Below are 21,982 nucleotides of genomic sequence, written 5' to 3' on the forward strand. Positions count from 1 at the left end.
TCAACACGGGAAGCCCCTGCCACTCGCTTTGGCGAGCGCCGGGATTTCCGTGATTACAAAAATAATGAAGGAATCGGTCTATGGGGAACGAAATTACTGCGGTGCTGGCGGTATCCGAAACGGTCACCGCCATCTCCGCCGCCCTGGCTTTGATTGTTGGTCTGGGAATCGGACTGGTCATTGAACGAATCAGCCGTGGAGCCGCCTACCAACGCCGCGACGAGATCATCGAACAGGCTCGACAAGAAGCGGAGAACGTCAAGAAGTCACAGGAACTGGAAGCCAAGGAAGAGCTGATTAGCCGCCGCGAAGCTGTCGAGAAAGAACTGAATGCGGCGCGCGAAGAACAACGCGAACAAGAACGCCGACTCGACCGCCGCGAAACCACGCTTGGCGAACTGCAGCAGGACATCAACAAGAAGGAACGGATGATCGAGGGCGTCCAGACGAAACTCGCCGATCGCCAAAAGCAGATGGACGCGCGTGAGGCGGAGTTGGAACAAGTCCTGCGCGAGGAACGGGACCAACTGTTCCAAATCAGCGGACTCTCTCCCGAAGCGGCCCAAGACAAGCTGCTGACGCAACTGCGTGTGGAACTGAAAAACGAAACCGGCGCGGTGATCCTGAAACACAATCAGGAACTCAAGGAAACGTGCGACAAATTGGCCCGCGAAGCGGTCGGCATGGCGGTCCAACGTTGCGCCGCTAGTCACGCCTCCGAGACGACCGTCTCAACGGTCGATATTCCCAACGACGACATGAAAGGCCGCATCATCGGCCGCGAAGGACGCAACATTCGCGCCTTTGAAAAAATCACCGGCGTGGATGTCATTGTCGACGACACCCCCGGCGTGGTGATCGTCTCCGCATTCGATACCGTCCGGCGGGAAATCGCCAGGTTGTCGCTAGCGAAGCTCATTCAAGACGGTCGGATTCATCCTTCACGCATTGAGGAAATCGTTAACGAAACCGAAAAGGAAATGGATGAACACATCCGCACCTTGGGGAACGAGGCGATTCAGGAAGCGGGGATTGTTGACGTCCATGAAAAGCTGATCATGCTGATGGGCCGTTTGAATTTCCGCGTCAGCTACAGCCAAAACGTCCGTCGGCACTCGATCGAAGTCGCCTATCTGACCGGGCTGTTGGCGGAATCCTTGGGACTGGACGGAACTTTGGCTCGCCGCTGCGGATTCTTCCACGACATCGGCAAGGCAGCCGACCACGAAATGGAGGGGGGACACCCCGCCGTGGGAGCCGAGTTGCTCAAACGTTACGGCGAAGGCCCCGAGGTCGTGCATGCGGCATTTGGACATCACGACGATATTCGCGTGGATCATATCTACACGGTGCTCGTCGCTTCGGCCGATGCGATTTCCGCAGCCCGTCCCGGTGCACGCCGCGAAACCTTGGAGAAATATGTACGGCGGTTGGAAGAACTAGAAGCCTTGGCTTGCGGTTTTCCCGGCGTCGATCATGCCTACGCCGTCCAAGCGGGTCGCGAAGTCCGGTGTATCGTCGACGCGAAGCAGGTCAACGACCGCGAAGCCGCCAAGATGTGTCGCGACATTGCCAAAGGTATTGAACAAGCACTCACGTATCCCGGTGAAATCAAAGTCACCGTGCTACGCGAAACGCGGACCATCCAATACGCGAAGTAGTTCGCAGTTGCCGCAAAAGTGATTCCCACAGATAGCCATAACGAACTCGAACCAGTTTCCAGGAGATACGGCTGATGCGTTCCCTCTTCCCTTTGACCATCGTTGGTTTGCTGTGCGGCGGAATTTCTGGAGTCGCGACTGCTGAGGAAAATCACCCCCTGCCGCCGACTGTTGCAAGAGGTGCCGAACTGGTGGAAGAATACGGGGATGATCGATTTTTCGAAGGCCCGACTTGGGACCCGCAGACGCAGCGGTTGTACTTCACCGCTTTTCGCGACAAGGACACGCAGATCCTACGGCTGGATGGTCCCGGCAAGGTGCATGTCTGGCTGGATGATACCAAGGGAGTCAACGGGACCTGCTTAGCACGCGATGGCCGGTTGCTGGGTGCACAGGCGTATGGCAACAAGCTAATGAGCTACCAAATCGCCCGCGAAGCTCCCAGCGACACGAAGATCCTCGTGGATGATCCAACACTCAATCAACCGAACGACGTCGCCGCTTCGCCCAAAAAAGGGGGCGGGATTTATTACACCGACCCTGATTTCAAAAACCGCGCCACCAGCGCGGTCTATCACCTTTCGACGACCGGCAAAGTGACCCAGGTCTTAAACGACATGCAGGTTCCCAACGGCTGTTTGGTCTCCAACGACGGAAAAACGTTGTATGTCGGCGACAGTTACCTGAAGCATTGGCGAGCGTACCCGATTCAAGCGGATGGTTCGCTCGGGCCGGGCATTTTGTTTTTTGATCCCGACACCGAGCGCGACGACTCTCCTGACGGCATGACGATCGACGAGCGGGGAAATTTGTACCTCAGCGGCCGCGGTGGCGTTTGGGTCTGCGACAAGTGGGGCAAATCACTCGGTTTGATCCCGGTCCCCGAATTCTGCTCCAACGTCACCTTTGGTGGTGAAGATGGCAAGACGCTGTATCTGACCTGCGCGACAAAACTGTACAGCCTCAAGATGAACACCCGCGGAACGAAGCCCGCCGGCAAAGGCAAATCCAAAAAACACTAACCCAAACCGACTGCTCGCAGTCCACAGCAGCGCCTGATTTGGAGAACCACCATGCCACGTCAAAACTTGCTGATCTATATGTTGGGAACGGCCGTTTGTCTCGCGATGACGTGTATGACACACACGGTTCATGCCGAGGAACCGGCGGAGATTGAATATCACGAGGATGTGATCTACGGCGTCGGGGGCGACGAACAATTGAAGTTGGATTGGGCGCGCCCCAAGAAATTCGACAAGCCGCTGACAGCGATCATCTATATTCACGGCGGCGGATGGACCTTTGGCAACAAGAACGGCCATCGCGACGAGATTCAAAAGGCGGCCCGTGAAGGTTATTTTTCGGCGACGATCGGTTATCGATTGGCCCCGGCACATCGCTTTCCGGCTCAGATCGAGGACTGCAAATGCGCGATTCGTTTTTTGCGAGCCAATGCCGATCAGCTGGGTCTGGACCGCGAAAAAATCGGTGCGATCGGGTTTTCCGCCGGCGCGCATCTGGTGATGATGCTCGCCACGATGGATGATGAAGACGGGCTAGAAGGCAAAGGAGGCTGGTTTGGTTGGTCCAGTAAAATCCAAGCCGGCGTCAGTTTCTTTGGACCGACGAATCTGCAATCCGAATTCCCAGAGAGTTCGAATAAACTCGTCGTGCAATTCCTCAATGGAACCGCTGCACAGCAACCTGAAGCATATCGTCTTGCCTCGCCGATCACGTATGTCAACGCCGGCGATCCTCCGCTGTTGCTGTATCAAGGGACCAAGGACACTCTCGTCCCCCACGATCAAGCGTTACAAATGGTCGAGGCTTTGACCGCGGTTGAAGTCCCCGGACGCGTGGAATTTTTGATCGGCCAAGGGCACGGTTGGCGTGGCCCCGAAGCAGAGCGCACGTTTCAAGCGGCGATTGACTTCATTGCTGAACAGACCAACAAAACCGAATAACAGATCGTTGCCGTAAGTGCGCTGCTGCGCGACAACACCTTGCGTGGCCAATTCGCCACCTGATAAGAATAGCCAATTGGCGGTCGGCCGTTTTCGTTGGGCCGCGCGGTCACTCGACACGTCAATGGGCGGAGAACAGCATGCCGGATTCATCTCGTACTGACGCGCCGACAGTGACATCAGCGGACCGCCGCTTGGTCGCCGAGCATCCTACATCCATGGCGCTGGAATTGGTCGTCCATGATCCTGATACAATCGCCGAATTGACGAGTCTAGCCGCGGGGGATCCTCGCGAGCAGTTCGCGCTTTCGGCGCTACGGATCGGCGTGTTGGCGTTGCGGCAGGCGCGGGGGCAAATCGACACCGAACAAATCCGCCGCGAAAGCGAACGCATGCTCTCCGGCCTGGACAAACAACTCAGCGAACATGGCCGTGACGTACACACCAAAATGACCGCGATGCTCAAGGAGTATTTCGATCCTGAGGACGGACGGCTGCAGGAACGGGTCAATCGGTTGATCCGCAAGGATGGCGAATTGGAAGAACTGCTCCGCCGGCAAATTGGCGGCGAAGATTCAGAACTTTGCAAAACGCTCGACAGCCATTTCGGACACGGTAGCCCGTTGATGAGTCTGCTCAGCCCCGAGGAATCGCAAGGCTTGTTAGCAGCGTTTCGCGAGACCTTCGAAAAGCAGCTGACCACGCAGCGCGAACGGGTACTGAATGAGTTTTCGCTCGACAATGGCGAAGGGGCTCTGGCGCGGCTGGTGAAGGAGCTCAACGAAAATCATGGCAAACTGAGCGGCGATCTGCAGAAAAAAATCGATGTCGTAGTCGGCGAGTTCTCACTCGATGAGGAAAACTCAGCCCTGAGCCGGTTGGTCCGCAACGTGGACCGCGCGCAGAAAACGATCACCAGTGAGTTTTCGCTCAATGACGAAAACTCGGCCTTGTCACAACTAAAATCGATCTTGGACAGCACCAAGGACACGATCAATAATAACCTGACGTTGGATGATGAAAAATCGTCATTGGCTCGTTTGAAAGGCGAAATCCTCAAGGTGCTGGAAACGCATTCCGAAGCGAATCAGAAATTCCGCGAAGAGGTCAAGCTGTCACTCAACGAAATGGTCACCCGTCGCGATGAAGCAGCACGGTCGACGACGCACGGCCTCGACTTCGAAGATGCGGTCTATACGTTTATACAACAAGAGTCACAACGGACAGGTGACATTGCTTCCCACACCGGCAATACCACGGGGCTGATCAAGAATTGCAAAGTGGGGGACTGCATGATCGAACTCGGCCCGGAAAATGCCGCCGCCGGGGCGAAGATTGTTGTCGAAGCCAAACAGAAAAAAGAATACAACGTCGCCAAAGCGCTGGAAGAGATTGAAACGGCTCGCAAGAATCGCGCAGCTCAGACCGGTCTGTTCGTCTTTTCCAAAAAGTCCGCTCCCGACGGCATGGAACCCTTTGCCCGCTACCGCAACGACGTGCTGGTTGTCTGGGATCCGGAACAACCCGACAACGATCTGTATCTGAAAACAGGCTTAACACTGGCCCGCGCGCTCTGCGTCCGTTCCGGGCAACACAGCGAAGCAAAAGCCGCCGACTTTCAAGCCATTGACGTCGCCGTATTGGAGATCGAAAAGCGGACCGGCAACCTCGGCAAGATCGAATCCTCCGCTCAATCGATCAGTAAACAAAGCGACACGATCCTCAAAACGGTTGAACTCTCACGACGTTCCATCGAACGGCAATTGGAAATCTTGCGGGACAAACTCGGCGACCTCAAACGCCAGGAGGCCGCTGGAGAGAACACGTAGCGCGCGTTTTCGCTTCTTTGAAAGAAAACCTCACGCAAAGACGCGAAGCCGCAAAGAATGAAATAGGCGAACATTTCAGTCCCACCAGAGTGTTTCTTGGCATCATGTCTCTATGTGATTCATTATGCTTTACAACTTACATCGGGATTACAGCCTTCTTCTTCTCTGCGCCTCCGCGTCTCTGCGCGAGTTTTTTTCACTCCAATCCCACCCCCAATTAAAACACCCGCCGCTTGCCCTTTTTTGTTCGACCCACGATAATCGTGGTACCCAAAAAACTTTCTAACTACGGCTCCATAAACGAGAACTGTGATATGTTGAAGATGCGCACCATGTTCCTACTAGCGTTGATCGGACTCTGTGCCGGCAACGGGTTTGCTGAAGAATCCGGCCCTTTGAAACTGAACAAGGGGGACCACGTTGTCCTCATCGGGAATACGCTGGCTGAGCGGATGCAGCATTTCGGGCACTTTGAGTCACTGCTGCATAGCCGGTTTCCGCAGCACGAATTGGTGGTTCGCAATTTAGGTTGGTCGGCCGATGAACTCACGTTGCGGCCCCGCTCTAAAGATTTTCAGGATCATGGCCACAACCTCGAAGACCACAAACCGAATGTGGTGATTGCTTGCTTCGGTTTCAATGAATCTTTCGTTGGCCCCGAGGGGTTGCCGAAGTTTGTTGCCGACCTGGAAGAATTCATCAAGACCACCACGACCACCAAGTACAACGGCGAAGCGCCACCGCAATTGGTCCTGTTCTCCCCCATCGCCCAAGAAGACACCGGCCGGCCGGGCGTGACCGATGGCAAAGCCAACAACGAAAACATCAAAGCCTATACCGAGGCAATGGCGGAAGTTGCTCAGCGAAACAACGTGATCTTTGTCGATCTGTTTACGCCGTCGCAAAAACTGATGCACGATGCCGACCAGAAGCTGACGATCAACGGCGTACACCTAAACGATTACGGTTACAGCCAATTGGCACCGGTGATGGAAACAGCGTTGTTCGGGCCGCGACCTGCTTCCGCCGGGCAAGCCGACTTGAACAAAGTGCGGGCGGAGGTCAACGAGAAAAACCGTCAATTTTGGTACGACCACCGCGCGGTCAATGGGTTCTATATTTACGGCGGCCGCAAAGAGCCGTTCGGCGTGGTGAACTTTCCGGATGAATTCAAAAAGCTCCGCAAAATGATCGCTCTCCGTGATCGGCGGGTGTGGGATGTGGCGCAAGGGAAATCGGTTCCGGATAAAATCGATGACTCCGTTGCCGGCGAAATCAAAAAAGTGCCCACGAACTTCGAACGCGAAATCGTGATCACCAAGCCGGAAGAAACGCTCAAGACCTTTACGTTGCCCGACGGGTATGAAGCGAATCTCTTCGCGTCCGACGACCAGTTTCCCGAGTTGCAAAACCCCGTGCAATTCACCTTCGACGCTCGCGGGCGGTTGTGGGTTTGCACGATGAATTCCTATCCGATGTATCTACCCGGCACGCCGGTGGACGATAAGATTCTGATTCTCGAAGACACCGATGGCGACGGTCGCGCCGATAAGAGCACCGTCTTTGCCGATGGCCTGCACGTCCCCACCGGCATCGAATTGGGAGACGGCGGCGTCTATGTGGCGCAGCAACCCAACTTAATGTTTCTCAAAGACACCGATGGCGACGATGTTGCTGACGAGCGTTCGATCGTGCTGCACGGCTTCGATACGGCCGATTCACACCACTCGATCAGCGCCTTCACCTGGGGACCGGGCGGGGGATTGTATTTCCAGGAAGGAACTTTCCACCACACGCAGGTCGAAACCCCCTACGGGCCGGTTCGCTGCAAAAATGCGGGCGTGTATCGCTATGAACCCAAGACCGAAAAGCTCGACGTGTTCGTCTCTTATGGATTTGCCAATCCTTGGGGGCATACGTTCGATGGTTGGGGACAAAATTTCGTTGCCGATGCTTCGGGGGGAGCCAACTATTACGGCACCGCTTTCTCCGGTCAGGTCGACTATCCGCACAAACACGGCAAAATGAAACAGTTTTTCACCAAACAATGGCGGCCGACGTCGGGGTGTGAATTTGTCTCCAGCAGTAATTTCCCGGACGACGCTCAGGGCAACTATCTGCTGAACAACTGCATCGGTTTTCACGGTGTTTTACAATATCGCATGAAAGACGACGGATCGGGATTCGCCGCCGACCCGGTGCAGCCGTTGTTGCAATCGTCCGATCAAAACTTCCGCCCGGTCGATTTGCAATTCGGTCCTGACGGCGCGCTGTATCTCGTCGATTGGTTCAATCCGTTGATTGGCCACATGCAGCATTCGCTACGCGATCCCAATCGCGACAAAAACCACGGCCGCATTTGGCGGATTCGTCACAAAGACCGCCCGCTGGTCACGCCGGCCAAAATCGCCGGAGAGCCGATTCCGGCACTGTTGGATCTGCTCAAGACCTACGAAGACCGCACCCGTTATCGGGTTCGCCGTGAACTGCGTGAACGCGAGACCGCGGAAGTCATGGCGGCGCTGGACACCTGGATCGCCGGGCTGGATCAGGCGGATGAGAATTACCAGCACAATCTGCTCGAAGCGTTGTGGGTCCACCAGCATCACGACGTCGTCGATGAAGACTTCTTGAAACAATTGCTGCGTTCCCCCGACTATCGCGTCCGCGCGGCTGCGACGCGGGTGTTGTGTTATTGGCGGGACCGCGTGAACGAGCCATTGGCATTACTGCAGGTACAAGTCAACGACGAGCATCCCCGCGTGCGTCTCGAAGCCGTGCGTGCGTTGAGCTTTTTCGATTCTGCTGAAGCACAAGCGGTCTTGTATGAAGCCCTGACTCATCCGGATGACGACTACTTGAAGTACACATTTAAAGAGACTTTGGACACCTTGGATCGCCGCCTGGGCAACCAAAAATAGTTCAGCGGCCCAACGCCCGGTTGGAACCTCCGGGTGCTGGGCCTCCATAAAACGGCGATCATTTTCTGTTAACTTCCTGGCGGGACGGCGGTCATAGACCCGGGCCATGAGAGATAACAGAAAGAAATCCCCATGCAAATCCCTGTGGTTCGTGGAGTGATTGACCGGCGGATTCTGGTCAATTACCGCATCAATCCCGATGTATTGGCCACTCTCCTACCGGCGCCGTTTCGCCCAAAGCTGGTGCAGGGCCACGGCATCGCGGGGATCTGCCTGATTCGTCTCAAGCAGCTTCGTCCGCGCTTTCTGCCGCCGCTGGTCGGCATCTCCTCAGAAAATGCCGCCCACCGCATGGCCGTGGAGTGGGAGGATGATGGGCAACTGCGCGAGGGGGTCTATATCCCTCGCCGTGATACGTCTTCGCGATTTAACACCCTGGCCGGTGGCACGATCTTTCCCGGCCTGCATCATCATGCCCAGTTCCAGGTTCAAGAAAACGGGGGCCACTACAAGGTCCAACTCGACAGCGACGATGACGATACACACGTCGCTGTCGAAGGCACGATCGCTGAAACATTGCCCGACACATCGATCTTTGAATCGATCGCAGAGGTGTCGGACTTTTTCGAAGCGGGTTCGCTGGGCTATTCAACAACACGCAAGTCCAACGAGTTTGACGGCTTGGAACTGCTCACTTTCAATTGGCACGTCCAACCGCTGGAAATCACCAACGTGGAATCGAGCTTTTTTGAGAACACAACCGACTTCCCACCCGGCTCAGTGGAGTTCGACTGTGCGCTGTTGATGACCGGTATCGAGCATGAATGGCATGGGCGGCCGTTGATCAAATCGATCGCGGTCCCGGTAAAATCCTAGCCCTATGACGTATAACGTCAACGTTAGTCCAATTCCTTGATGCGGATGTTCCGCCAAGCGACTTCGTACGGTCCTTTGTCCTTGCCGATGCCGTGGACTTGCAGCCCGATGAAACCTTTGGGGTGCGTTTTGTAGATCGGCTCATCGGTCAAATCGGCAATCGGTTTGCCGTTGATCCAAGTTTGAATCCGCGGGCCGCGGGCGACGACGCGGAATTTGTTCCACTCGCCGTCCTTGAACTGTTTGTGCGGTTTCAACTCATCTTCAGGAGTTAACCAGCCACGCCCGGTCGCTTCGCCGTAAATGTACCCCGCTTCTGCTCCACCGTCGCCGCTGGCTTCGATTTCGACCTGTGGTCCGTTCACGCGACCGGTGGGGGTCTCCTTGGTTTGCGAGCGGATCTGGACGCCGGAGTTCAGTTTGTCGTGGACTTTGACCTCGAATTCGAGCTCGAAATCGCCATAGTCCTTGTCACTGCACAAAAACGAATTCGGGCTACCCGTGTTGGTTTTCCCAACGATCGTTTTATCTTCTACACGGTAGGTGGCGGTGCCGTTGCGTTGTGTCCAGCCATCGAGCGTTTTGCCATCGAACAGTTCGACCCATTCCCCGGCGAATGCGGGGACGGCGGCGAGGGAGACGAACAGTGCGGCGGCGAATCTTAGCGGCAATTTCATAGAGGTCATCCTTTGATAAATGAGTAAATCTGCTCTGATACAGAATACCCACCAGGATGAATTTGTCCAAGGCGCCGGCAGTACTCAATGGCTGCTAAGCATCAAACCCGCACGGGACCCTGGAACAATTCCCCAACCACGCGCGCGCTGGTCACGCGGGCATCGGTCAGCGTTTCGTCGCTGCCATGATGCTCATACGTTAATCGCGTATGGTCCAGCCCCAATTGATGCAACAAGGTGGCATGCAAATCCGAGACTCCCACCGGATCGACGACCGAACGATAACCGATGTCGTCGGTCGCTCCGTGCACATGCCCCGCTTTAAAACCGCCGCCGGCGAGAATCAAACTGAATGCATTGCGATTGTGGTCACGGCCTTTGCCGTTTTGCGAAACGGGTAAGCGGCCGAATTCTCCCGACCAAACGACAATCGTGCTCTCCAGCAGTCCCCGCTGCTTGAGGTCCTTGATCAGGGCAGCGGAGGGCAAATCGCACTTAGCGCAAATCGCCTCGTTATCGGTCTTAGAATTGTCGTGCGCATCCCATGGCTGCGAGTTGGGTTTGACCGGCGGCAAGATTTGCACGAAACGAACACCCGATTCGACCAGCCGGCGGGCCATCAAACACCGCAGCCCATACCCCGCGGTTTCGGGTTCGTCCAGACCGTACATCTTGCGCGTTGCCGGTGTTTCCCGCGACAGGTCCAATGTTTCCGCAGCTGCCAATTGCATGCGAGCGGCGAGTTCGTAATTTTGGATCCGCGCTTCCAGCGACGATTCGTAGGCAAAGTCCTGCTGATGCCTTCGATTCAATTTGGCCAACAGGTCCAAATTTTCTCGCTGTACCGCCGGGGGAATGGGTTGGCTAGGATTGAGATTCAGCACCGGCGTCCCCGCAGTGCTGACTTCAGTACCGCGATACAGCGCGGGCATCCAACCGTTTTGCCACAGCAATGTACCGCTCGTGTTATAGCCCTCGGGGTCGCGAAGCACGACGTAGGCGGGCAGGTTTTGGTTTTCTGTACCGAGTCCGTAACTGACCCACGAACCGAGTGCGGGACGACCTTGGAAGATCTTGCCGGTGTTGAGCGCCACCAGCGATTCGGTGTGGTTGTTGTGAAGATTATACATCGACCGCACCAGGCAAATGTCATCGGCGACCGAACCGAGGTGCGGCAGGATCTCGGCCATCTCGATGCCGCTCTCGCCGTACTTGCGAAACTTCAGCGGGCTGCCTAACAGCGTATTTCCCTCGCTGCCGGGTTGGAACATCTCGACTTTTTCGACGTGCACCTTGCCGCTGTGCTTGGTGAGGTCCGGCTTGGGATCGAACAGATCCATCTGCCCCGGTCCGCCGTTTTGCATCAGCATGATCACCGCTTTGGCGGGAGCCTCGAAGTGTCCCGACTGGGGAGCCAGTCCATTGGCCACCGGCGCGGCAGCTGCGGATTGTTCCATACCGTCGAGATACGAGCACGCAATCGAACCAAATCCCAGCGCGCCGATTTTCAACATTTGCCGCCGGGACAAACGCGATGCATTTTCGATAGGTCGCTGTGCCATGCTCGAACCCCGTCGTCTATTGTCTCAGCGGACGTACAAAAACTCGTTGGTGTTGAACAGAACCTTGCAAAGCTGTGCCAAAGCCAATTGGTCCGCTTGCTCGGCGTTTTTTTCATCCGTGCGGAACCGCTCTGCCTGCCGCTGGAGCAATTCCGCACACCAGCGGGTCTCCTCTTCCGTGGGGAGTCGCCCTAATGCGATACGATAAGCGGCGGCGATTTGCTCCGTTGTTGTTTTGTGTGCGGCAAGTCGCTCTGCAAAAAATGCGGCTTGCTCTAGTACGAAATCATCGTGTAATAGCGTCAATGCTTGCGTGACGACCGCCGACGGCTCGCGCTGCGTGCAATTGCGGGCCACGATCGGTTGGTCGAAAATTCGCAGCATCGTTAGGTGATAGTTGCGGCGCGCTAACACATAGATGCTGCGCCGCCATTGGTAAGTCGGCGTGGGCAATCCCGCTTTTTTGATGACCACCATGCCATCGGGTCGGACATCGACCGGGATAAACTCGCCAAACAGGCTGCGATCCAACTTGCCACTGCTGGCCAAAATTGCGTCGCGGACATATTCCGAATCCAACCGTCGCAAATTCATCCGCCACAGCAGCGCATTCTCCGGATCCGCCATTTCCGCAGCCGCCATCTCCGGCGTGAGAACCGCTGCCTGTCGATACGCATGGGACATCACCATTTGTTTGATGATCGGTTTGGCCCGCCAACCGCTGCGTAAAAACTCGGAAGTCAGCCAGTCCAACAGTTCCGGGTGCGAGGGCGCCGCCCCGGCAACACCGAAATTGTCGCTGGTCGCCACAATGCCCCGCCCGAAAACCTGCTGCCAAAACCGATTGACGATCACCCGCGCGACGTATTGTCCAGACAGTTTGTCCCTGTTAGTCAATTGACGGGCCAATGCCAATCGGCGCCCGCTGGAATTTCCAGCTGCAGCAACCGTTTGGGACTCTTCCGTGCTCGGTGATTCCAGAATGCTGAACAACCCGGGCTGCACTTCCAAGCCGGGTTGTAAATAGTTTCCGCGGCGGAGCACATACGTCGGCGGCGGGGGGTGCGATTCGTGCACGTGCTGTATCGTGCCGTAGGCGCGCTTACTGCTTTGCTGTTTGGCAATTTGCTGAGCGATCAATGCGCATTGCTGTCTGTGTTCGTCGCTTAGCGCCGCCTCGATTTCTTCGGCCGTCACGTTCAATTGGGTTTTATATTGAGCAGCGAGTTGCTTTTGAGCGTCGCTGCGTTTCTCAACGGGCGTGGCGATGGCGGTTTTTGCGGCATCCCGAACGGCGTCGGGTAATGCAGTGAGTTTTTTGTCGTAGACTGTTTGTCGGACCTGCGCGCGAATCGCTGCCTCCTGCTGCGTTAGCTTGGCGATTTCGGCGTCGGCCTGTTGATTGATGTTGTCGATCTCGGTTTTCACAGCGTCAGGAACATCTGCCCGCGCTTTGCCGGTCGACACAACCCAGTGCCGCACATTGAACGCCGGTGCAAAGACCGCTTGCAGACGATAATAATCGGCTTGCGGCAAAGCGTCGTATTTGTGGTCGTGGCATTTCGCGCATTGCAGCGTCAGGGCCAGCAAGCTGTTGGCAACCAGTTCCGACGTACGTTGCACGACATGATGCCGCACGTCAGGCGTATTGAGTTCGTTTTGGTCGGTGTCGTCGTTGGCGGAGAGCAGAAAACCGGTTGCGATCAGGCATTCCAACATCTCTGGCGTGAAAGCCTCGGCGGATTTCCAATCATACAATTCATCCCCCGCCAACTGCTCGACCAAAAACCGGTCAAATGGCTTGTCGGTATTGAACGCCTGAATCACGTAATCGCGATACCGCCACTTTCCATTGAGCGGCTTGATGATTGCCGCATCGTTGTCGCTGCCGAACATATCCACATACCCGACAATATCCAGCCAATGCCGTCCCCACCGTTCCCCGAAATGCTCCGAACCTAACAGCCTGTCCACTAAGCGTTCGTAGGCGCCAGGACCTGCGTCAGAAAGAAACGCGTCAATCTCCGCTGGAGTGGGTGGCAGACCGATCAGGTCAAAGTAGACGCGGCGAATCAACGTTGTACGATCCGCCGGAGGTGAGAGTTGCAGGTTGTGTTCTTCAAGTTTCGCGACGACGAACCGGTCGATGTCATTTTCGATACGATCGGTGGCGTCGACCGACGGCGGTTTTTCGACGTTCAACATCTGATAGGCCCAGTGCTGACGTTGCTCGGCCGTGATGTTCGTTACATCAGCTGTTAAAACGATTGATTCTTTGGACGGCGCATCGGCTTCGATCCAATCGCGCAGCATGCGAAGTTCGTCGACGGAGAGCGGGTTATCCTCGTCGGGCGGCATCTTGCCGGTTTCGATCATGGCGACGATTTCGCTGCGATCGGGAAAGCCACGGACGATGACCGGTCCTGCTTGTCCGCCACGGAGCATGTCCGAGACAGTCCGCAAATCCAACTCCGCTTCCCGCACATCGCCGCCATGACAATCTTGGCAATGCGCTGCCAGAATCGGCCGGATGTCCCGTTCGAATTGCGGGATCGGACGAAAATCGGTCTTGAGGGCGTACTTCTTTGTCAGATACTGCCCCGTTTCGTACTGCTCCGTCGCCGTCAATCCGCGGTCATAGACTAGGACCTCGGCGATGTCTCCTTCAAAGTAGCTGTCCTTGGCATCGACCTGGCCGAAGTGTTGCCCGAGGGCCAACGAGACATGCGGTTGGAATCCCAGAAAATGCGTCCCGTTGAACACCGCTCGCTGTTCGCGCCGGCCGTTGACGTGCAGCGCAAAAGCTTGTTCGCCAGTATAGACCGCTTCGATCAATGTGGGTTGATCATTCCACGCCTCGCTTTGCCCCTCACCTTCGTCGCCATTCTGAATGCCGATCCGGAGTTTCTTACGGCCTTGTTGATAGCCCACCCACAGGCCCGCGCGTTTGGGGAACTCCCCCGTGGCGACGTCGCGGGAATTGAGGTCGATCAACCGCTGCGCCGTGTGCGAGGAATTCGCACTGCCGCGCATCACAATCAAAATATGAAACGGCCGGTCACCGGTGGCAAGTCCTGCAAACTTCTCGGCGACCAAAAGATCATCACCGTCGAAGTGAACCGCCGGATGACCGTCCCAGGCATCTTTGCTGAAAGTCGGCCGCCGCTCTGCGGTTTCCTGGATGACATGATTCCCACGTCCGCTTTTATCAGTCCATCGCGAAATGGCCCCATCAGGCAGCGCGTCGCCGTCGATCTCGCTCGCATCTAACCACAGGATCAACCCCTCTTGAGGCGGCGCCGCATGCGTACTGCCTGGCTCCACAAATCCCGCCATGACAGCGAGCAGAATCGCCAGCCGGTTGAGGAGTGTTCGCGAGTTCACGAAAATCGTTCCTACCAAAGGTCGGCCAATTCCAGGATCGATCGTCGCATTGAGATCGCTACGGAACCGCTCGACCGTCAAAGTGATTTTATGCCGACCGCGTTCACCGTGGGTACGGTCGTGGTACTTCCATTCTAATTCCGTTTTGAAAACTCGTCCAGCAGGACGGACTCGCCAAGCTGTTTTGGGGAATTCTGCATCACCACACTTACAATGTCACGGTGCGGCCGGTGTTAACTTTTCGGTTCGATAATCTGGATTTCCGAATCGCTCAACAACGCCGTCACCGGGGTGCCGCGGCCTGCTTCAAAATGTGCGTAGTTCTTTTCTGCCACGACCGATGCCGCCTCGATGACCCGCACGACGTCACGTTGGCTGGCGGCTGTGGGGTAGGAATCGCCGATTGCTTCCAGCGATTCGCCCAAGATGCGTCGGCGAATCACGGCCAACATCCCAGCGGCAATGGAGGCTTTCCCGTAACCAAAAATTTCCAATTCCCCGCCAATATGATGAATCCGCCCGCCGAACGAGGGATTTCGAGTGCGTGATCCGTCACCGATGATTGCTTCGCGATAACCGCGATCTTGTTGATCGACATAACCCCGGCCGTAGATGCCGTAAAGTTCGATCTCCTGATTGACCGCCCCTTCGAACTCCGCCGGGTTGATCCAATTGTTGTTGTAATCGCCCCGCATGCCGTTGTCATACGTCACTGCTACATCGACGCTGTCCCAGGTCTTGATTGCATGTTGCCGTTTGAATGTCGAGGGGTCGACGCCGCGGCGGCGGGCGATTTCTTTGTGGTGTTCATCCCAGTTGAGCAGTAGGTTCTTTTGGCCTGTGGCAAACACTGTGACCGGTTTGACGCCCAAATAATGGTGGACGACATCCAACCAATGGCAACCGACATAGGCGAACGGATTGCTTTGTTCGGCCCAGGCGAAAATGTCCGTACTGACCTCCAGCGGTTCCTCAAGCACCGTCCGCACGCGGTTGATCGGCCCATATTGCTCGGGGGCTTTGGACATCATCTCTCGCACGAACGGGTCGTACCGCTTGTGCATATCGACAGCGACAATGCGACCCGCCGCGTGGGCCTTGGCGATGATTTGATCCGCTTCGCTGGTCGTCAAACAGAGCGGCTTTTCGGTGATCACGTCGCAACCGGCATCCAACGCATCTAAGATTGGCTCCGCATGCACATGATCGGGCGTCGCCACAAACAGCACGTCCGGTTTGTGTGTGGCCAGTATGTCTTTCCAAACAGCGTCTCCATAACAGGCATCGATCTTGCCGTCCGGAAAGTCCTCGGAAAACCATTGGACAATCCGTCCTGCGGTCCCGCTCTTTTCGCTCCGCGTCCCGACCGCGCAGACGCGAATCTCGACATCCGCTACGTCAGCTGCCATATGGCTCATGCCAATGCTGTTGAGCGCGCCGGCGATTCCGCCCCGCATAAAGTCCTTGAAGGTCTGGCCAATGATATCATCAAAAAACATCCCGCCGCCAATAATGGCAACGTCGATCGTCCGTTTGCTTGCGGTCATGTCGGAAATATCCTGAACGGTAGTGCAGCGGTCATAGAATCGGTCGGGCGCGCAAATCGTCGGCGCGCCAGCGAGTTTTTTTGTAACAGACCGAGGCTAGCCCGGTCCAGTCAACGGCCAGTTCCACCACATCCCGATTCAGTCAGAATTTGCGGATAACTGCTTGGTTTCCCAGAAATCCCGCTCCGAAACGGCCTAAACCGGCTACGGGTGAGCTATTTATTTTGACTATTCAAAATTTATAGTTGCCATTATTAAACTATTTGTTATGCTCGCCCCATCCTGGAATTTCTTTAAGACAAAAACCTATCTACCGAGGATAACCCCATGTCAGCCACACAGCATCGACGCGGATTCACGCTCATTGAATTGCTGGTCGTGATTGCGATCATCGCCATTCTCGTCAGTTTATTATTGCCCGCCGTACAACAAGCCCGCGAAGCCGCGCGGCGGACGCGTTGTAGAAACAATCTCAAACAACAGGGGTTGGCACTGCACAATTACCACGATGTCCATTCCGCGTTTCCGGCTGGATATTACTCGTACGGAACCAGTGATGGTTCAGGTCCCGCTTGGGCAAATATCGATCCACTGACCTGGGATGCAGCACCAGGTTGGGCGTGGGGGACCATGCTGTTGCCATACCTCGACCAAGCCACGCTGTATCAGGCATTGGACGTGGATCGCCCCTGCTTTGATGCTGTGAATGCGAACGCAGTGCAGACCACGCTTCCGGTTTTCTTATGCCCCTCCGCCAGCGGAGCGACGGAACCCTTTACGGTGCGGGACGCGGCTGCAGACCCGTTGTTGGTAGGGGGATCTCCGGTACAGTTGGGACGATCGCACTATGTCGCCAGTCACGGGCAGGAGTCCTGTTGGGGCGAGTGCGGTGCTGCTCCCGCGGGCGTTGTGTTTTCCAATATCTATACCTCAACGACCCGAACCGTATCAATTAATGGCGACGCATCGCGGGTCGCCGACGGGCCGTTTTATCGCAATTCCGTCACGCGGATCAAACACATCACCGACGGCACCACCAACACGGTCTTCCTTGGCGAACATTCGTCGAGCCTCAGCGAAAAGACTTGGGTTGGCGTCGTTCCCGGCGCGTTTACGCATCCAAATTTCACCTCACCTGAAAACGGACCCGATGCTGCTGCGACGCTTGTGCTGGTTCACGCCGGTCCTTCCGGCGGCGAACTGGACATCACCGGCTTTCCCATCATCCACCCCGTCAATTTTCCCACCTATCACGTGGGACAAATGTACTCCGAACATACCGGCGGCGGATTCGTATGTCTGGGGGACGGTTCGGTCCGTTTTGTTTCAGAAAGCATCGACCTATTCGTCTGGGCCGAACTGGCTAGCATCGGCGAAGGCGAAATCATCGGAGAATATTAATCATGCGATTTCGCTATCACCCAAGCTGGGCCGTTGCGATTCTTGCCGCGGCATTCTGCACACAACTCGCCGGTTGCGGGTACCCGCAGGTTAGCCCCAAAGCCTACGAACTCAGCAAGGCCTTGTACTCGGCCTGCAACCAGAAAAGCGCCGAGCGGCTGCCTGCCATCAGCCAACTAATCGAAGATTCCCTGGCCGACGGATCACTCCAGGAAAACGAAGGAGAATGGCTCAAGGAGATTGTGACTTTGGGCCAAAACGGAGATTGGGAATCCGCCGCACGGGAAACCCGCCGCATTATGGATGATCAGGTCGGTCGTTAGTTGCGTGGTGAAAAACCTCACGCTAAGGCGCAAAGCTAGCGAAGGAGTTGGGTGGGGAGGCCGGGTTCTTGGCTTCGCGTAGATGCTTTTTGCGATTCACTCATCGTGCGCGGCTCGGCGGGAGCCTCGCCCTCCCTTGTCGCTGGTTTTGATCATCGAGGTCTAGGGGTTGGGTGGGGATGTGCAAATTAGGACGACCAACATTTCGGTGCCGGTGTTTTCGATGCCGTGCAGACACCACGGCGGCAGGTAGACGAAATCGCCTTTTTTCACCGGACGCGTCCCGCTGCTGAAGGTCATGGTCCCGGCGCCTTCCATGATTACGTAGGTCTCTTCCGTCTCGTGTGATCCGGGTTCCAAGATCGCGTGTGGCGGAATGTAGAAAACGACCAAGCCCATATTTTTTGCTGGGGCGTTGGGATTGACGGGATGCACGACTCTTACGGCGGGGGCGACGCAGTTGGGATAGACGACCGGCACCCCTTCTTGAACGGTGACGATCATCGGCTCAGGCGGTGTCTCCGGCTTGGGGATCTTGGGAGGTTCCGTGCCTTGGTAGCCGACAAATTGTGTGAACTTGGCCATGTTGGGAATCCTAACTGTGATGGTGATTTGATAATGAAGAGAGGTGTCTGATCGTGGTCTGAGCAACAACGCCCATTAAAAGTCGCGGGTGTAGCCGGCGGTCCAACCGCCATCGACAGTGAGAATGTGACCGGTGATGTAACTGCTTTCCGGAGCGGCCAAAAACAGCGCCGCATGGGCGATTTCTTCTGTTGTCCCCGGCCGTGCCAGCGGGATGTGTGCCAGCAATTGTTGAACGGAATCACGAAACGAGCCGTCCTCGCCATAAAACAATTGGCGGGTCCCCTGGGTCATAATCGATCCCGGTGCGATGCCATTGACCAGAATGCCATATTGCCCCAGTTCGATCGCCATTGCTTTGGTGAGATTGATCACTCCCGCCTTGGCAGCGACGAAGGCGCACTGCAATCGCAGTGGCACCAAACCGGCGACCGAGGCGATGTTGATGATCTTGCCGCTCCCCTGTCCTCGCATCACGCGCGCCGCCGCTTGACTGACAGCGAACAGCCCGTTCAGATCGACGTTGAGCAACCGGTCCCATTCTTCGCGGGGAAATTCATCGATCGTCACGCGATGGGCCATGGTATTGACGCCGGCATTATTGACAACAATATCCAGCCGCCCCAATTTGTCGACGGTCGCGGCGATCACCTCAGCAATCTGCTCCGGATTCGTAACATCCAATTGCCGTGCCAGACAACCGTCATGCCCGGCCGCGGTTTCGGTCACGGTCGCGAAGTCGACATCCGTAAGCACGACTCGCGCCCCATTGGCGGCCAGCGATTCGGCAATTGATTTCCCAATCCCTTGCGCCGCTCCAGTCACCAGGGCGACTTGATCCTGCAGGTTCACTTTCATCGAGCAGCCAATCGACAGAGGCCATGTTAGGTATGAATCGTCAACCCCGGCGACCGGGGTAACCGGGATGAGTGGTGAGACGAAAGTATATCAAATTGACCGAAGCAACGTGGACTTCACCAGGGCTTTAAGACAAAAGCATTTCGGTTGACCAGGCGGTAAGCTTGGCAGCTCAAAGGAAATCCTCAACGCATTTGCTGATCTCAATCCGTAAACCCTTGCCGTTATGTATGGCTCAAACTAGATTGTCGACTGCAAAGTTGATCTGCGCAGCTTGGCGACCACGATATGCTTAAATCCTGGGTAAAATCGAGGAGACTGCAAAATGGGGTCCGATGCTTTCGTTGTATTCTATGGAATTTGCGAGACGGTCACCGTTGACGACGACCAACAACTCGAAATGCTTGAACTGGAAACGCACTCGCTGATTCAATCTTCCAAGCAGGCAGGTCTCGACTCGTGGTGGGGTCGGCTTACCGAAGGATCCGACTATCATGTTCTCATTGGAAAGCAAATCGGTGTGTTCGGCATCGAAGGCGATTTGGAATCGTCGACGGAATCCGCTGAGCTTTTACAGATCATCAATGATGTCCATACCACGTTGAAATCGCACGGAATTCGCGGCACACCATCACTGCATTGCCAAGTTGAAGCCCAGTACTGAATTGTTAGCGATAATCGAGCCCATAAAACGCCCGGGCTCACTTCATCTTGTAAACGACTTTCGATGCTGCACCGTTTACGCCGATTTTCGGAGGTACCATAAATCATGCGCGTTATTCTTGCCGCTGCCGATACAGCGACGGATCGACGACGGTCGCCATGGCTTCCAGATCGAGTTGCAGTTCCAAGAACTCGGCAACGCTGCGAGCGGCATCAAGAGGTGCGTCGACGACTGAGCGATATTCTAATTCCATCGATTGAATGTGTTCTTGCTGGGGCAGCCATTTGGCCAGATCTTGGAGATGGCGTTCAAAGTGCGGACGGATGTCCATTCCCGCTTGTTGAGGAGCCGTGTCGGCCAGCATTTTGTCTTGGGAGCGAAGAATCTCATCCATATTTCGCCGCATGAAGACCACGCGGTATTCCAAGTCGCTCGGCAAATTGTACAGCAACAACGAAACGACCTTGAGAGCCATCCCATCCGCCTCGGCCAGCCATGCGTTCTCCTTGGCCAAAGCCTTCACGCGGCGGTCTTCGTAATAGCCGCGGAGGTTATGCGTATCGGCCTCTCGGACATTGTCCGTTTGTAGACGCAGGCCCCCCGCTTGCAGCATTTGCATCATCAATGAGGTGCCCGAACGCGGGAGTCCGGAAACGATGGTGATCATGAGACGCCTCGAAAAGTGAATAACCGAATCAAAAGCTGACCTTCATCACTCGTCCGATCAACAGGCCAAAAATCATCGTCAGGATCAGGAACGCAATCACCCATGGCATTTCGTAACCAGCCACAAAAAGTTGCCGGTGGGGATATTGCACGGATATCTGTTTGATAGGTCCCACATTTTCAATGGGAGGTTCAGCCGGGTGAAACAGTTCGTCCCAAAATCCGCTGCTGACGCGCCGGTCGGATATTTTCAGCAACCGGTCGCCAACGACAATCTGCTTTCGGACCGATTCCTGATCGGTCTTCACCTCAATCCACTGGGAACCATCCGCCTCAGCCCGCAAACGCCAATTCGCCTGGTTTAAGGCGGGGACGCGCATACTTTCGGTTTCGACCTGCAATCCCTCGGAGGGAACGAACTGAATGTCTGCGCTCATCAAGGGAAAATCGTCGGAGAAATCGACTTGCACAAGAATCGATTCGCCGACAGCAAACGGGCGATATTCATACCAGCAGGAGAGTTGAATCAACACCAGCAGCGCGGGAATGAGGCTCACGCCGATCGGCTTAAGCAGCTCTCCCAGGTAACTCAGATTGGCGACGGCCAGGCGACCAAAGGCCGTGACACTGACGATCATATCATGGCGAAAGATCAGCAATTCCAGCGCGCGGGCCAACATCCGCCCTTTTTTACGCTTCAATGCGTGCTGGTTGGAGAAGACTTTGAATGCCCAAACGAAAACGATCGATGTGACGAACGAAATCGCCAGCATTGCCGGCCAAGGATTCTCCCCGCTTAATGGGGAGATGAGTAAATCGCCAAGCGAATTGCAGATAAAATTGACATAGGTCATGGTTGCTAATCGATGTATCCCAGACCCTGCAATCGTTTGCGCACTTCTTCCTCGGACTCAACCTGTTCTGTTTCAGCGGCTGCTTTTTCCAGGATGTTGATGATGAATTCATCAACGCTCGAGCAACCCACTGCCTGGGAGGCTTTCTTCAGACTCTCGTAAAGTCCCGGTTCAATTTTCACTTTTGGACCGAACATGTTTGCCTTTTCT

At 55.7% G+C, this 21,982-nt stretch carries 18 protein-coding genes; 9 read left to right on the forward strand and 9 right to left on the reverse strand.

Annotated features, from left to right (window positions below; all coding sequences use genetic code 11):
* The first annotated feature begins 80 nt into the window (after nt 1-80).
* The 6 genes from rny to Mal52_RS19130 all read left to right on the forward strand — a co-directional run bounded on the left by rny (nt 81) and on the right by Mal52_RS19130 (nt 9,251).
* Nucleotides 81-1,661: a ribonuclease Y gene (gene rny, locus Mal52_RS19105; protein ID WP_145378019.1), complete on the forward strand. Its 1,581-nt coding sequence runs from the start codon at nt 81-83 to the stop codon at nt 1,659-1,661.
* Between the two features lie 74 nt (nt 1,662-1,735).
* Nucleotides 1,736-2,683 (forward strand): SMP-30/gluconolactonase/LRE family protein, encoded by a 948-nt coding sequence (locus tag Mal52_RS19110; RefSeq protein WP_145378020.1) that lies wholly within the window; start codon nt 1,736-1,738, stop codon nt 2,681-2,683.
* Between the two features lie 51 nt (nt 2,684-2,734).
* On the forward strand, nt 2,735-3,625 hold the full coding sequence (locus Mal52_RS19115; protein ID WP_145378022.1) for an alpha/beta hydrolase: 891 nt from the start codon (nt 2,735-2,737) through the stop codon (nt 3,623-3,625).
* A gap of 140 nt (nt 3,626-3,765) precedes the next feature.
* Entirely contained in the window at nt 3,766-5,454 is a 1,689-nt protein-coding gene (locus Mal52_RS19120) for a hypothetical protein (RefSeq protein WP_145378024.1), read from the forward strand.
* A 314-nt stretch (nt 5,455-5,768) separates the two neighbouring features.
* Complete coding sequence (locus Mal52_RS19125) at nt 5,769-8,375, forward strand: PVC-type heme-binding CxxCH protein (RefSeq protein WP_231962393.1); 2,607 nt, start codon at nt 5,769-5,771, stop codon at nt 8,373-8,375.
* A gap of 132 nt (nt 8,376-8,507) precedes the next feature.
* Complete coding sequence (locus Mal52_RS19130) at nt 8,508-9,251, forward strand: DUF2071 domain-containing protein (protein WP_145378026.1); 744 nt, start codon at nt 8,508-8,510, stop codon at nt 9,249-9,251.
* A 23-nt stretch (nt 9,252-9,274) separates the two neighbouring features.
* On the opposite strand, the gene Mal52_RS19135 is transcribed toward Mal52_RS19130, so the two are convergent.
* The 4 genes from Mal52_RS19135 to Mal52_RS19150 all read right to left on the reverse strand — a co-directional run bounded on the left by Mal52_RS19135 (nt 9,275) and on the right by Mal52_RS19150 (nt 16,421).
* Nucleotides 9,275-9,928 carry a 3-keto-disaccharide hydrolase gene (locus tag Mal52_RS19135; protein WP_197534327.1) on the reverse strand — a complete coding sequence of 218 codons (654 nt, stop codon included), beginning with the start codon at nt 9,926-9,928 and terminating at the stop codon, nt 9,275-9,277.
* A gap of 101 nt (nt 9,929-10,029) precedes the next feature.
* Nucleotides 10,030-11,490, reverse strand: coding sequence for a DUF1501 domain-containing protein (locus Mal52_RS19140; protein WP_145378030.1), 1,461 nt, complete (start codon nt 11,488-11,490; stop codon nt 10,030-10,032).
* Nucleotides 11,491-11,514: 24 nt separating this feature from the next.
* Nucleotides 11,515-14,874, reverse strand: a complete 3,360-nt coding sequence (locus Mal52_RS19145) for a DUF1553 domain-containing protein (protein ID WP_145378032.1) — start codon at nt 14,872-14,874, stop codon at nt 11,515-11,517.
* Nucleotides 14,875-15,107: 233 nt separating this feature from the next.
* Nucleotides 15,108-16,421, reverse strand: coding sequence for a Gfo/Idh/MocA family protein (locus Mal52_RS19150; RefSeq protein WP_145378033.1), 1,314 nt, complete (start codon nt 16,419-16,421; stop codon nt 15,108-15,110).
* 327 nt (nt 16,422-16,748) lie between these two features.
* On the opposite strand from Mal52_RS19150, the gene Mal52_RS19155 reads away from it, so the two are divergent.
* Complete coding sequence (locus Mal52_RS19155; RefSeq protein WP_145378035.1) at nt 16,749-17,822, forward strand: DUF1559 domain-containing protein; 1,074 nt, start codon at nt 16,749-16,751, stop codon at nt 17,820-17,822.
* A gap of 2 nt (nt 17,823-17,824) precedes the next feature.
* Nucleotides 17,825-18,145 (forward strand): hypothetical protein, encoded by a 321-nt coding sequence (locus tag Mal52_RS19160; protein ID WP_231962394.1) that lies wholly within the window; start codon nt 17,825-17,827, stop codon nt 18,143-18,145.
* Between the two features lie 162 nt (nt 18,146-18,307).
* On the opposite strand, the gene Mal52_RS19165 is transcribed toward Mal52_RS19160, so the two are convergent.
* The gene (locus Mal52_RS19165; protein WP_145378037.1) at nt 18,308-18,730 is read right to left on the reverse strand and encodes a cupin domain-containing protein; all 423 of its coding nucleotides are present in this window, start codon (nt 18,728-18,730) and stop codon (nt 18,308-18,310) included.
* A gap of 75 nt (nt 18,731-18,805) precedes the next feature.
* Nucleotides 18,806-19,588 (reverse strand): SDR family NAD(P)-dependent oxidoreductase, encoded by a 783-nt coding sequence (locus Mal52_RS19170; protein WP_145378038.1) that lies wholly within the window; start codon nt 19,586-19,588, stop codon nt 18,806-18,808.
* Nucleotides 19,589-19,913: 325 nt separating this feature from the next.
* Between Mal52_RS19170 and Mal52_RS19175 the strand changes: the two genes are divergently transcribed.
* Nucleotides 19,914-20,252, forward strand: coding sequence for a hypothetical protein (locus tag Mal52_RS19175; RefSeq protein WP_145378040.1), 339 nt, complete (start codon nt 19,914-19,916; stop codon nt 20,250-20,252).
* A gap of 112 nt (nt 20,253-20,364) precedes the next feature.
* Here Mal52_RS19175 and Mal52_RS19180 read toward each other — a convergent pair whose 3' ends face one another.
* The 3 genes from Mal52_RS19180 to Mal52_RS19190 are packed head-to-tail and all read right to left on the reverse strand — an operon-like array spanning nt 20,365 to nt 21,969.
* Nucleotides 20,365-20,919, reverse strand: coding sequence for a sulfotransferase domain-containing protein (locus Mal52_RS19180; RefSeq protein WP_145378042.1), 555 nt, complete (start codon nt 20,917-20,919; stop codon nt 20,365-20,367).
* Nucleotides 20,920-20,947: 28 nt separating this feature from the next.
* Nucleotides 20,948-21,772: a hypothetical protein gene (locus Mal52_RS19185; protein ID WP_145378044.1), complete on the reverse strand. Its 825-nt coding sequence runs from the start codon at nt 21,770-21,772 to the stop codon at nt 20,948-20,950.
* Between the two features lie 5 nt (nt 21,773-21,777).
* Entirely contained in the window at nt 21,778-21,969 is a 192-nt protein-coding gene (locus Mal52_RS19190) for a hypothetical protein (protein WP_145378046.1), read from the reverse strand.
* Nucleotides 21,970-21,982: the final 13 nt, after the last annotated feature.

Origin of the sequence: Symmachiella dynata, assembly GCF_007747995.1 — a bacterium.
GTDB lineage: Bacteria > Planctomycetota > Planctomycetia > Planctomycetales > Planctomycetaceae > Symmachiella > Symmachiella dynata.